Source organism: Enterococcus sp. E4-150, assembly GCF_035726465.1.
Lineage (GTDB): Bacteria > Bacillota > Bacilli > Lactobacillales > Enterococcaceae > Enterococcus_B > Enterococcus_B faecium.
Map to the genome: position 1 here is coordinate 1 of NZ_JAPRGK010000013.1, position 13,511 is coordinate 13,511.

Here is a 13,511-nt window from a genome sequence, read left to right on the forward strand (position 1 = left end):
AAAAATTTCTAAACAGAAGCCATAAAGGTTTTCAACAGGTAACCGATACATTAGTTTCAATGTTTACTGAGTAACTAATTATTTTGCAGGAGGACAATTTATTTACACAAAATTATTGACGCTCCCTTGAAAATACCTATGAAAATTAAGGAAATAAAAATGAAATCGATTAATTGTTATCTTATTAATGTTTTATTTACTTTTTAATCGTAAATTGCCCTAGTCAAGAAAACAGTTTGTGGTATGATTATATAGGGAAAACTTGTTTACAAATATTTCTGTGAATATATTAGTTTAATTATGTTTTTTAAAATAAAAAGCTGTCATTTTTATGTAAGTGAATTATATCTTAATTTATCTATCATCAATACTTAGGAGTGAATCTATGGAAAAGCCATTCGTCAAGTCATTGACTGCTGTGGCGGTAGGTGCAGGTGCTATTGCGATCTGTTTGTTTGGATACCACATCAATAATCAGCGGCAACATCAGCAACGGATCAATTATGCAGAATCTGCCATCACCAATCAAAAAGACACCTTGACTTCTTTATCAAAAGAAGTAGACAAGCTGTATAGTACAAAAGAAAAAATTTTTCTAAACCCTGAAATAACAGAAGAAACAATCACAAGTTTGTCCAATAAGCTATCCTCTGTCAAACTTTCAGCAGATGATTACGACATCAAAGAATCAGAATTGCCTAAAGAAGCTGTTGCAATCCAAGATGAGAAGAAAGCAATCGTGACACAGTTAGATAGTGCAGAATCAAAACTGAAGATTCAGACAGCTGTCAACGATTTATTTACTAAAAATGTATCAAACTGGCAGCAAGCTGTAGACGATGTCATCATCAAAGAAAAGGTGACAAGTGCAGATGTCGCTCGTGTACGTGAAAATATGAGCTTTTTTAAAGATAGTCCTTGGGAAACAGTTGTTATGCAATATCTAGGATTCGCTGATACTCAGATCGCGCAAGTCACGCAACTAGATCAGTTATTCGATACGATGTTGAAGGATGGTCAAGTGACTGCCACCGCTACTTACGATCAATATTTGACGGCGCTCAGTCAAATAGAGCAGATCCGGAATGAAAAAATAAGCGCAGCATACGCAACAAAAGCACAAACTGTTGCTCAGCAAATGGGCTATAGCAATATAAGCTATTGACAGTTAAAACGTTGATTCAAGCAAGGTTAGCAAACGGAGGAAACTATGGCAAGACGAAGAAGAAAATCAAGAGGGAAAAAAATATTTCTGATTATTTTAGCAGTTCTTATCGTATTAGTATTAGCAATTGTAGGAGTAGGAGCAAAATTATATCTGGATCTCTCACATTCTATTGAGAAAACTTACGAATCAGTGGAACGAACCCAAGGAGAACGAACGAAACCAGTTGATCTGGACAAACAAGAATCTTTCTCTGTTCTATTGATGGGCATTGATACTGGAGATTTAGGTCGGGTCGATCAAGGAAGATCAGATACGATGATGGTTGCCACAGTCAGTCCTGAAGACAAACAGACAACGATCGTCAGCATTCCTCGAGATACGTATGTCGACATCGTAGGTCGTGACACAAAAGACAAGATCAACCACGCTTACGCATTCGGCGGAGCTGCCATGGCGATGGATACTGTACAAAAATATGTAGACATCCCAATCGATCACTATGTCTCTATCAACATGAAAGGGCTAAAAGAACTCGTTGATGCAGTTGGTGGTATCGAAGTCAATAATGACCTCACTTTCTCACAAGATGGCTATGACTTTACAATCGGTAAAATTACTTTGAACGGGGATCAGGCATTATCTTATTCTCGTATGCGTTATGAAGATCCAAACGGTGACTATGGTAGACAAGAGCGTCAAAGAAAGATCGTAGAAGGTGTAGCGAAAAAAGTATTGAGTCTAAACGGTGTCAGCAACTATCAATCCGTTTTGAATGCTCTAGAGTCGAATATGAAAACAGACATGAGCTTTGATGAAATGAAAAAAATTGCTTTAGATTATCGGGAGGCATTTGGTACGATCAAGCAAGATCAGCTGCAAGGAGAAGGCTTCATGCAAGATAATATCTCCTATCAAAAAGTCAGTGATCAAGAACTTGATCGTGTAAAAAAAGAATTAAAAGATCAAATGAATCTAGAGAATAAATAGGAAAGTGGAGAAAAAATGGAAGAGACAATCAGCTTGAAAGAAATTTTTGAAACATTACGCAAACACTTGGTAACAATCATCATCTCAATGTTTGCTGGCTTGGCCATCTCAGGAATCGTGACGTTTTTCATCTTGACACCAAAATACAGTTCACAAGCACAATTGATCGTGACACTGCCACAATCAGACACAGCGAATGTCAATGATGTCAATACGAACCTGCAAATGATCAATACGTATAAAGATATGATCGTTAGTGATCTAGTATTAAATGAAGTCAAAGATCGTCTAGAAACAGAAGACAATGTGAAAATGACTGCTGGACAAATCAAAGATGCGATCTCCGTCAATCAGTCACAAAATTCACAAATGTTCTCGATCCAGGCAATAAGCACGAATGCAGTGACTGCTCAACAGATCGCTAATACAACTTCACAAGTTTTCCAAGAGAACGCAAAAGACGTGATGAATGTCGATAAAATCTCGATTATTTCAGGTGCAGTTGCCAATACGACACCTGTTTCGCCAAATAATAAATTGAATCTAGTGATTGGCTTAGTGTTAGGAATGATGGTAGGCGTAGGTTTGGCATTCTTATTCGAATTACTTGATCGGACAGTGAAAGATGAAAAATATGTGACGGATACATTAGGATTCCCAATCTTAGGAACAGTTCCAGAAATGTCAGCGAAAGAATTGAACGCTGGTATCCGTAAAAAAGGAACAGCTCCTGCACGACCAAAAGCTACAAACGATAAAACAGCCCCATCACGCAGAAGCCGCTCAAGAGTCTAGGAGGAAGAAAAATGGCACGAACACAGAAACAAAAAGCAACACAAACTCATGCAGTCAGTTTGATCACATTAACAAACCCATCTTCACCAATCGCCGAACAATATCGTACGATCCGGACGAATATCCAGTTTGCTTCCGCAGCTGGTCAGCAAATCAAAACGATTGTCGTGACTTCATCAGGTCCTGGAGAAGGAAAATCCACCACTGCAGCAAACATTGCAGTCGTGTTTGCTAAATCCGGTCAACGAGTTCTACTAGTCGATGCAGATTTACGTAAACCCGTCGTCTATAAGACATTCCAGCTGAACAATGCCAGTGGATTAAGTACAGCACTTAGTTCATCAGAAAGTGTAGCAGATGTGATCCAACGAACGCCAGTCGAAAACTTGTCGATTTTGCCTAGTGGACCTAAGCCACCCAACCCATCAGAATTGTTAAGCTCGCCAAGAATGGATCAGGTTCTAGCCGAAGCAAGACAGTTATTTGACGTGGTGATATTCGATATGCCACCAGTAGTAGCCGTAACAGATGCACAGATCATGTCTTCAAAAACGGATGGCACTTTATTGGTCGTACGTGAAAATACGTCACGTAAAGAATCCTTGACTAAAGCAAAAGAACTGCTGGAGATGGTACAAGCACGAGTCTTAGGTGTTGTGTACAACGGAGCAGAACATAGCAAAGATGCTGGTTATTACTACGGAAATTAAGGAATAAGAAGAGAGGAGACAAGAGAAATGATCGATCTACATTGCCATATCCTACCAGGAATCGATGACGGGGCAGAAAACTTAGAAGCAAGTATTGCAATGGCTGAAAAAGCGATTCAGCAAGGCATCACGCATATTTTATGCACACCACACCACAATAATGGAAAATACAGCAATGAAAAATCACAAGTCATTTCTCTAGTCGCTTCGTTACAAGCCGAATTAGAGAAAAGACAGTTGCCTTTGACGTTATTGGAAGGACAAGAAGTACGTATTACCGGAACGCTCATCGAAGACATCCATCGAGATGAAATATTATTTACAGATTTAGATGATACATATCTTCTGATCGAATTTCCGACACTGGAAGTGCCGTTATATGCAGAACGGCTTTTTTTTGAGTTGTTAGAACTAGGAAAGACACCAGTGATCGTCCATCCAGAACGTAACGCGCATTTTCGCGAAGACCCAAATCATTTGCTTCCGTTCCTAGATATGGGATGTTTGGCCCAACTCACTGCGCCAAGTTATGTTGGGGTATTTGGCAAAGACATCCAGAAAACAGCCAAAACGATGGTCAAACATAATCTTGTGCAGATGGCTGCTTCTGATGCCCATGGGGTCTCTAAGCGCACCTTTTACTTAAAAGAGTGCTATAAGCAGATTGGCAAGGACTTTGGTAAGGAAAAAGTAGTACAGATGAAACAAGTCGCAAAGGATCTGATCAACGGGGATGAAATCAGTTATCCAGTCTATGAAGAGGTAAAAAAGAAGAAGTTTGGTTTATTTTAGGGGGAATGTAGGGTGTTTGTATTAACAAGAAGAAGAAAAATTGCCACATTGGTTGTTGTGGACAGCTTGTTATTAATCGCTGCAAATATTGCAGCAGCTAAATTCATGAAGCCGTTTGTATCTATACCAATGGACCTTATTTTAATCTCTATCGGTTTGTCGATTGGTTTTTATTTATTTTATGGTAGTTTATTTAAAGTTTTCACTCGAATCAATCGCTATACAAATTTAAGAGAGATCATTGCAATTTTTAGTTCACTATCTGCAAGTGCTGCCTCAAGTATCCTCATACTGCTGTTCATTAATCGGCGATACAGTTTACGGTTAGTTATCTTTGCTTATCTGCTTTCGCTCTTATTGATCATCGGTAGCCGATTGATCTGGCGTATCTACATCGAAACAAAAAATATGAGATATGTATCAGCAGATTCTGCTAAAAATACCTTGATCGTTGGTGCTGGCGAAGGCGGGCGTATTTTATACAACAGCTTTCTTGGATCCAAAACGGCTCAAGATATCCATGTTGTCGGGTTTGTAGATGATGATCCGAATAAAAGAAATACGTATCTTTCAGGAAAAAAAGTATTAGGTGCATTAAAAGATATTCCGGAATTGATTGAAAAATATGACATTCAAATGGTAACGATCGCTATCCCTTCCTTATCAAGAAAAAAATTACGAAGAATCTTCGAGTTAGTCGAATCCGCTCATGTGAAAGTCAACACGATGCCTTCTATAGAAGAACTTGCTTCAGGAAAAATTAGCGTATCAAAATTAAAAACAATTGACGTAGTGGATTTACTGGGAAGAGATGAGGTAAAGCTGGATATTGAATCCATCAAAGATCAGATCACAGACAAAGTCATTCTTGTCACCGGCGCAGGAGGATCGATCGGTTCAGAAATCTGTCGGCAAATCATTCAATTCAATCCTGCAAAACTATTGCTTTTAGGACATGGGGAGAACTCGATCTACTTGATTGACCGTGAGTTACGCACGCATCATCAAAATTGTCCTACAGAAATCGTACCGATCATCGCAGATATCCAAGATCGCGAGAAAATCAATGAGATCATGGAACAATATCATCCAGATATCGTCTACCATGCAGCTGCTCATAAGCATGTACCACTGATGGAATATAATCCAAAAGAAGCAGTCAAAAACAATATTTTCGGTACAAAAAATGTAGCAGAAGCAGCTAAAGCAGCAAAAGTGAAAAACTTCGTCATGGTATCGACAGATAAAGCTAACAATCCTCCAAACGTCATGGGTTCAACAAAACGAATCGCTGAAATGATCGTGACTGGATTGAATGAAGAAGGCTGTACGAAATTCTCAGCTGTCAGATTTGGGAATGTCCTTGGTTCTCGCGGTAGTGTGATTCCAGTATTCAGAGAACAAATTGCTCAAGGTGGTCCAATCACTGTAACAGACTTTCGTATGACCCGATACTTCATGACGATTCCTGAAGCGAGTCGTTTAGTTATTCAATCTGGCGCATTAGCAAAAGGTGGCGAAATTTTTATTCTAGATATGAGTGAACCAGTGAAGATTGTAGACCTAGCCAAAAACATGATCCGATTGAGCGGGTATAGCGAAGACGAAATCGAAATCATTGAAACAGGTATCCGTCCAGGGGAAAAACTATATGAAGAACTATTGTTGGATAAGGAAAGAAATGATGAAGCAGTTTATGAGAAAATCTTTGTAGGAAACATCAAAGGTTACTCAATACAAAAAGTGATGGATTTTGTTAAGAGCCTGCCACAAGACGATGAACAATTGGCTAAAGATATTGTCACTTTTGCAAATGCTTCGAATAAATAGGGGGAAAATATAAATGAATAAATTAGAAAAACGTCAGATACCATTTTCACCGCCAGATATTACTGATTTAGAAATAAAAAACGTTGTAGAAGTATTAAAATCTGGATGGATAACTACGGGACCAAAGACAAAAGAATTAGAAAAAAAAATTACAAAGTGGTTAGGAACTTCTAAAGTAGTTTGTTTAAATTCACAAACTGCTGCTGCAGAAACAGGGTTACGTTTGCTGGGAATAGGAGAAAATGATGAGGTTATCGTCCCAGCTTATACTTATTCTGCCAGTGCATCGGTTGTATGCCACATAGGCGCGAACCTAGTTTTAATAGACTGTCAACAAGATTCTTTGGAGATGGATTACGATGCATTAGAAGCAGCAATTACGGAGAAGACAAAAGTGATTATTCCTGTTGATCTTGGTGGTATACCTTGTGACTACGACCGTATTTTTGAGATTGTGGAGAAAAAAAGAAATTTATTTCAACCTAGTAATGAGATTCAGAAAGCTTATGGTCGTATAATTGTTATGGCAGATTCTGCTCATGCATTTGGAGCTAATTGGCATGATCAGATGGTTGGTAATGTTGCTGACTTGACAACATTTTCATTTCATGCTGTTAAGAATTTTACAACTGCAGAAGGTGGAGCTTTAGTATGGAAAGAGCACGACAAACTAGATAATGAGGCAATGTATCATCAGTGCCAGCTGCTTTCTTTGCATGGACAGTCAAAAGATGCACTTACTAAAACGCAGTTGGGTGCATGGGAGTATGATATTGTGGGTCCATGGTATAAATGTAATATGACTGATGTTACTGCATCAATTGGGTTGGCACAATTTGAACGCTATCCTAATATTCTGAAAAGAAGAAAGAATATAATTAAGAGGTATGATGAAGCCTTTCAACAACTAGGAATTGAAGTTCTTATGCATTATACAGATGATTATAGTTCTTCAGGCCATTTATATATTACTAGAGTACCTAACATTAGTTCTGAGCAAAGAAATGAAATAATTATAAAAATGGCAGAACAAGGGATTGCTTGCAACGTTCACTATAAACCACTTCCAATGTTTACAGCATATAAAAATATGGGGTTTGATATTAATAACTATCCTAATGCCTATGCTCATTTTGTAAATGAGATTACATTACCATTGCACACGAAACTTACAGATGAAGAAGTAGAATACGTAATTAATAACTATAGTAAGATTGTAAAGGATTTGGTTGGATGATAGGAGAGGCAAAATGAGAAAGTGGGAAGATTTGCCAAAAGAAATGCAGAATGATGAAATACGGTATTATTATGATATCCTCAGTAAAAAAAAATTCAGCTTAGTGGTAAAAAGAGTATTTGATATTTTAGTGTCTGCAACTTTGTTACTGACACTTTCATGGTTATTTTTTATTCTTGCAATAGTGATAAAAATTGATTCTCCTGGACCTGTATTTTATAGACAAGAACGTATTACTCGTTATGGAAAAAAATTTAAAATTTATAAGTTTCGTACTATGGTAATAAATGCAGATAAAGATGGCACTCTTGTTACTGTGAAAAATGATGATCGTATTACAAGAGTAGGAAAGGTAATCCGTAAATATAGATTAGATGAAATTAGTCAGCTAATTAACGTTTTGGTCGGAGATATGTCTTTTGTAGGAACCAGACCAGAAGTTGGAAAATATGTAAAGTCGTATTCACCATTAATGTTAGCCACATTATTATTACCAGCCGGGATTACATCAGAAACTAGTATTTTATACAAAGATGAAGATAAATTGTTGCATGATAAAAATAACATCGACAAAACTTATATAGAAAAAATTCTTCCCAGTAAAATGTATTACAATTTGAAAAGTATCAGTGAATTTAGTTGTATGAATGATTTGAAAATAATGTGTAAAACTATTTTTGTTATATTTGGTAAAGAATATCAAGCCGACTTAGAAGGTGAACGAGAGTTTATTAATCAGATAAAATGAATGGAGGATAAGAGTTTTGGTGATTGAAGAGATAAAAAGTTCGGATAAAGAGTTAATTAATTCGATTGTCGATATTCATATGAGAACATTTACAAATTTTTTTTTGACTTTTATGGGAAAAAAGTTTTTGGAATTGATGTATCGTTCTTACACAGAATATAATGATTCTGGTATATTGGTTGCTATTAAAAATGATAAGCCAATAGGATTTCTTGCATATTCTGGAGATATGAGTGGTTTATACAAGTATATGATAAAGAAAAGAATAATACCGTTTGGATTTTATAGTTGTGTAGCCTTTATAAAGAAACCCAATATCCTTATGAGGCTTTTTAGAGCTTTTCTAAAACCAAGCGAAACAAAACGTGATGAAAATTATGTGGAATTAGCATCTATTGGAGTTAATCCGAAAGAGAAATCGATAGGAGTAGGTTCCATGCTTATAGATAACTTAAAGAGTAGAATTGATTTTTCAAAATATGAATATATTGCACTAGAAACAGATGCATTAAATAATGATGTTGTGAATAATTTTTATAAAAAGAATGAGTTTATTTTAGAACGTAAATATTCTACTAATGAAGGAAGAATTATGAATGAATATCGATATTACGGGAGGTGAAACTATGAAAAAAAATAATAAGAGAGCTGTTATTATAAGTTTTTACAGATGGTGGTACAGTAGACAAGTGTATTTTGCAAATTGGTTGAATAGCAATGGATATGATGTAGATTATTATACTGCTGATTTTGATCATATCAGTAAAGAATATAACATGGGAGAGAAATTACCTGATATCGGACACTATATACATGTTCCAGCTTATAAAAAGAATATTTCAATTAATAGAATTATATCAAATATGGTATTTGCAAAAAAAATTTTGAATAAACTAAAAAAAAATAAACCAGACGTAGTAATATGTTTGATCCCCTCTAATTTCCTTGGTGTGGCTATTAAAAGTTATAGAAAAATAAACCCTAAGGCAACAATTATAATTGATGTTTTGGATATGTGGCCAGAATCGTTACCTATAACAAAACAAAGAGTTATTTTAAAACCTATAATGAGTGTATGGAAAAAAATGCGAACGAGAGCATTACTTTCCTCAGATGGAATTATTTATGAATGCAATTTATTTAAAAATGAAATCGAAGAAAGTATAAATTTAAAAAATTCAGATGTCCTTTATTTACAGAAAGGGAAAAGAAAGTATAACGTGGAACGAAAGCTTCTGAATGAAATCAATTTTGCATATGTGGGTTCTATCAATAGTATCATCGATATTGATAGAATGATAGATTTATTAGATAAAGTAAATAGAAAAAAAAATATTAATTTGGTTATTATAGGTTGTGGTGATCATGAACAGTACTTCATTTCGTTGGCTAAAGAAAAAAAAATAAATGTAAAATTTTATGGTCCAATATTTGACGATGATTTAAAACATCAGATTTTAAGTAGATGTCATTTTGGACTGAATGTCATGAAGAACACCTTGAAAATAGGTTTGACAACAAAATCAATGGATTATTTATGTGAAGGATTACCACTGATTAATTCGGTTGGTTCGGATACTATGGAATTAGTAAAATATTATAATGCGGGGTTAAACTTGAATGAATTAGGGGATGATAACTGTATAGAAAAACTATGTAACATGAATAACTATGAATATGAAAATTTGATGGATGGAGCAAAAAAAATGTTTGATAATAATTTTTCTGCTGAAATTTATGAAAAAAATGTCGATAATATATTGAAGAAAATAATTTGATTTTTATAGATAATTTAGAGAAGGAAAAAGGGGATCATAGCATGAATTATAGATGTGCAGGTATTGTGACATACCAACCAAATATTAGTAGATTAAAAAATAATATAGATGCATTAGTTGAACAGGTTGATATGATCATAATTATAGATAATGGATCTTCAAATCAAAACGAGCTTAGAAATATTCTGGGAAGTTATATTAAGGTTAGCGTTATATTTAATACTAGTAATATAGGCATTGCCAGTGCACTAAATCAAATATGCACAATCGCTAGAGAAAACAGATATGACTGGTGCTTGTTAATGGATCAGGATAGTATCTGTTCCGATAATCTTATTAAAGCGTATTCTAATTATATTAATGACAATGATATTGCTATTTTGGCTCCATATATAGTAGACGAATTTAAAATAACGCTAAATCAGTACAAAAAATTGAAGTTACCTGAAAAATCACTCTGTGCTTATGCAATAACTTCTGGATCATTCATAAATATAAAAATTTGGAATGATTTAGATGGATTTATTGATAATATGTTTATTGATGGAGTAGATTCTGAATATAGTTATAGAGTCAGAGAACAAGGATATAAGATTTATCGTATTAATAGTTGTTATATTCTTCATCAACAAGGAAATAAAACAGAAAAAACTCATATTTATCGTATATATAGAGATTTGGCTGGAAATATGTCAATAAAACCTGCCTTTAGATTTAATTATTCAAAGGTAAGATGGTATTATATGGCAAGAAACAATCTAGCTATTATTCGAAAATACAGAGGGCTCAATGGTAGTTTTATACCTTTGATGAGCTACATTCTCAGATTCCTATCAGTAATAATTATAGAACGTGATAAAAAGATGGTGTCTAATGCAATCTTTAAAGGAATAAAAGATGGTTTACATTACTCTTTTCCTGAAACAAAAAATTATAGATCATAATAAAGTATTTTTACTATTTTTTATTTTAAATTTTGATAAGGGGTAAATATAATTGAAGATATGTTTTATTGCACATTTAAATGATTTGTCCGGAGCAAATAGATCTTTAGTTGATCTGATTTTCCAACTACGGAATGACAATGAAATTACAGTAATCATTCCTAGAAAGGGAGAGTTATCGGAATTTTTAGAAAAAAATGGTATCCCTTTTAAAACCATACTATCTGGAATGTGGGTGTACTCAAATACTGAAAAAAAAATTAAAATAATATCTAAGTTATTAATTAATATACTTGCTGAAGTTAATTTTTTTTCATATTTTTTATTTAATAAATTTGATATTGTTCATTTTAACTCATCTACATATGGATGCGGAGCAAAATCGCTTAGTTTATTGAAACAAAAGTATACTTGGCATATTAGAGAATTAGCAGAAGAAACATTTTCTTTGAAATTTTTTAATAAAAAGAAGTCGTTAAAGTTAATTAATAATTCAGAAAAAGTAATAGTTATTTCTGAATTTATTTCTCAACATATTAAAAATGAAGTAGATATAAATAAGGTTGAAATAATATATAATGGGATCAAAATTCCCTCAAAAAAAGAAATAAATAAGGTTTCTATAAATGGATTATTGTTTGTTGGTGCAATTAATTATGATAAAGGGCAATTGGTTGCATTACAAGCAATGAATTATCTTCTAAAAAAAAATGGAACAGTTCTGCCAATTACTTTTTTGGGAAAAGTTACAAATTTTCATTATATGAAAAGAATTGAGAAGTATATAGATCAAAATGAACTAAACCCTTATGTTACTTTTAAAGGATACAAACAGGATATATCAAGATATAGAACACCAGATAAGATTGTATTAATTTGTTCAGAACAGGAAGCATTTGGACGGGTAACGATTGAAGCTATGGCTAATCAAGAAATAGTGATAGGGAATAATGCAGGTGCTACACCAGAGATTATAATTGATGGTAAATATGGATATCTCTACGATGGAGGGCACATAGATTTAGCTGAAAAAATAGATATGGTTACTAAAAATAAAATTAACGATAAAATGATCAATGAATCATATGAATATGTGGAGAAACATTTTTCAATTAAAAAAACAGCTAATATGATTGAGAGGTTATTTGAAAATATTACAAGAATCAAGAGGTGAGCCTGGTGAACTATTTAATGCTACTAATGTTAACATTATTTTTATTGTTATTGTTTACAATAAATATGAAATTGACTAATAATGATTTAATTAGCCCAAATACAATTATATATATAATGATGCTTTTTTCTATAATTATAGCGGCATTTTTTTATAAAAAAGTCGGATTTATCTTATCTCCTGAAGCAACTTTGATTCTGATATTTTCGGTATTGATATTTTCTATTCCTTGTTTTATGATCCCGCATCAAGTTCGAAATTCCATAGTGTTAAAAAAAACAGAAATTTCGTTTTATGGAAGTAAAATTATAATTTTTTCATTGTTTTTTGTATTGCTTACCACTATCCTTTTATATCGTGAAGTAACTAAAGTTTCTGAATTAATCGGATATGTTAGAGATAGTGAATTACCAATGCTTTATTATTATAGGAATGCTACTCTAAATGGCAGTGAAGCAATTTCTAGTCGAAGTAATATAGTTGGACAAATGACAATTGTATCTTTTGCAATTTCTTATCTAATTATTGTGGATTTTTCGAAAAAATTAGTATTTGGAATAAAATATTTTTCTAAGAAAATTGTTTTTTTAGAACTGATAACAATTTTTGCCTATCTTTTTCAATGCATATTGTCTGGAGGAAGAACACAATTTTTATATTATATAGAGGCATTAATATTTTCTACGCTTTTTTATTTACAAAAAGTAAGAGGGAGGAGTATTGAAACTAAATACTTAAAGAAAATAATGCTCAGTATAATTTTGGTATTTATAAGTTTCTACTTTTTAGGGGGACTTACAGGAAAAACAGCAAGATTAGATTTTGGAAGTACACTTTTTGTTTATTTAGGATCTCCAATTCCAGCGTTTAGTCAATTAGTTCAGAATAATATTAGTTTTGTAAACGAATACTGGGGAAGTAATGTATTTATTGGAATATTTGAGCTTTTGGGTAAATTTGGTTATAAAATAAATGTAGGTCAAGAAGTGGCACCAAATGTTAATGTAGGAAACTTAGTTACTAACATTTATGGATCTTTTGGTCGGATTTATGCCTCATTTGGGTTGATTGGTTTGTTTTTTTATAATTTGTTTTTAGGGATGTTTTATCAAATGATATATGTAAATTTGCAACGGAGAAAAGTAAAACTCGAATTATATTTAGTAATATATTTGATAATATTAAAGTTTTTATTTGACTATTGTATTGAAGAAAGATTTTTTTTATCAGTAATCTCATTAGGAACAGTATTACGAATATTTTATGCAGTATTATTTTATTATTTATTTAATAAATTAGTAGTTAATATATCAAAGAAAGATGAGGTTAAAAAATATTGAGAAATAAG

At 33.3% G+C, this 13,511-nt stretch carries 13 protein-coding genes; all 13 read left to right on the plus strand.

Translation table 11 applies throughout. From position 1 onward, the window contains the following. The first annotated feature begins 385 nt into the window (after positions 1-385). Genes OZ002_RS10580 through OZ002_RS10640 form a run of 13 tightly spaced genes read left to right on the plus strand, consistent with a single transcriptional unit; the run spans position 386 to position 13,503 of the window. Positions 386-1,165: a hypothetical protein gene (locus tag OZ002_RS10580; RefSeq protein ID WP_104770989.1), complete on the plus strand. Its 780-nt coding sequence runs from the start codon at positions 386-388 to the stop codon at positions 1,163-1,165. Between the two features lie 45 nt (positions 1,166-1,210). Then, positions 1,211-2,155, plus strand: a complete 945-nt coding sequence (locus tag OZ002_RS10585) for an LCP family glycopolymer transferase (RefSeq protein ID WP_002294932.1) — start codon at positions 1,211-1,213, stop codon at positions 2,153-2,155. 15 nt (positions 2,156-2,170) lie between these two features. Continuing rightward, positions 2,171-2,950 carry a YveK family protein gene (locus OZ002_RS10590; protein WP_002326287.1) on the plus strand — a complete coding sequence of 260 codons (780 nt, stop codon included), beginning with the start codon at positions 2,171-2,173 and terminating at the stop codon, positions 2,948-2,950. A gap of 11 nt (positions 2,951-2,961) precedes the next feature. Continuing rightward, entirely contained in the window at positions 2,962-3,660 is a 699-nt protein-coding gene (locus OZ002_RS10595) for a CpsD/CapB family tyrosine-protein kinase (protein WP_325083272.1), read from the plus strand. 27 nt (positions 3,661-3,687) lie between these two features. Beyond that, positions 3,688-4,452: a tyrosine-protein phosphatase gene (locus OZ002_RS10600; RefSeq protein ID WP_002329470.1), complete on the plus strand. Its 765-nt coding sequence runs from the start codon at positions 3,688-3,690 to the stop codon at positions 4,450-4,452. Positions 4,453-4,464: 12 nt separating this feature from the next. Further along, entirely contained in the window at positions 4,465-6,282 is a 1,818-nt protein-coding gene (locus OZ002_RS10605) for a polysaccharide biosynthesis protein (protein WP_325083274.1), read from the plus strand. A gap of 13 nt (positions 6,283-6,295) precedes the next feature. Continuing rightward, on the plus strand, positions 6,296-7,519 hold the full coding sequence (locus tag OZ002_RS10610) for a DegT/DnrJ/EryC1/StrS family aminotransferase (RefSeq protein WP_128712588.1): 1,224 nt from the start codon (positions 6,296-6,298) through the stop codon (positions 7,517-7,519). Positions 7,520-7,532: 13 nt separating this feature from the next. After that, complete coding sequence (locus OZ002_RS10615) at positions 7,533-8,267, plus strand: sugar transferase (protein WP_128712587.1); 735 nt, start codon at positions 7,533-7,535, stop codon at positions 8,265-8,267. Between the two features lie 19 nt (positions 8,268-8,286). Continuing rightward, complete coding sequence (locus OZ002_RS10620) at positions 8,287-8,889, plus strand: GNAT family N-acetyltransferase (RefSeq protein ID WP_270791004.1); 603 nt, start codon at positions 8,287-8,289, stop codon at positions 8,887-8,889. Next, positions 8,864-10,045, plus strand: coding sequence for a glycosyltransferase (locus tag OZ002_RS10625; protein ID WP_104770995.1), 1,182 nt, complete (start codon positions 8,864-8,866; stop codon positions 10,043-10,045). Before OZ002_RS10620 ends, OZ002_RS10625 begins: the two co-directional genes overlap by 26 nt. Before the next feature lie 41 nt (positions 10,046-10,086). Next, the gene (locus tag OZ002_RS10630) at positions 10,087-10,989 is read left to right on the plus strand and encodes a glycosyltransferase (RefSeq protein WP_104770996.1); all 903 of its coding nucleotides are present in this window, start codon (positions 10,087-10,089) and stop codon (positions 10,987-10,989) included. Positions 10,990-11,041: 52 nt separating this feature from the next. Further along, positions 11,042-12,163 carry a glycosyltransferase family 4 protein gene (locus OZ002_RS10635; RefSeq protein ID WP_104770997.1) on the plus strand — a complete coding sequence of 374 codons (1,122 nt, stop codon included), beginning with the start codon at positions 11,042-11,044 and terminating at the stop codon, positions 12,161-12,163. 5 nt (positions 12,164-12,168) lie between these two features. Further along, complete coding sequence (locus OZ002_RS10640; protein WP_174125191.1) at positions 12,169-13,503, plus strand: O-antigen polymerase; 1,335 nt, start codon at positions 12,169-12,171, stop codon at positions 13,501-13,503. Positions 13,504-13,511: the final 8 nt, after the last annotated feature.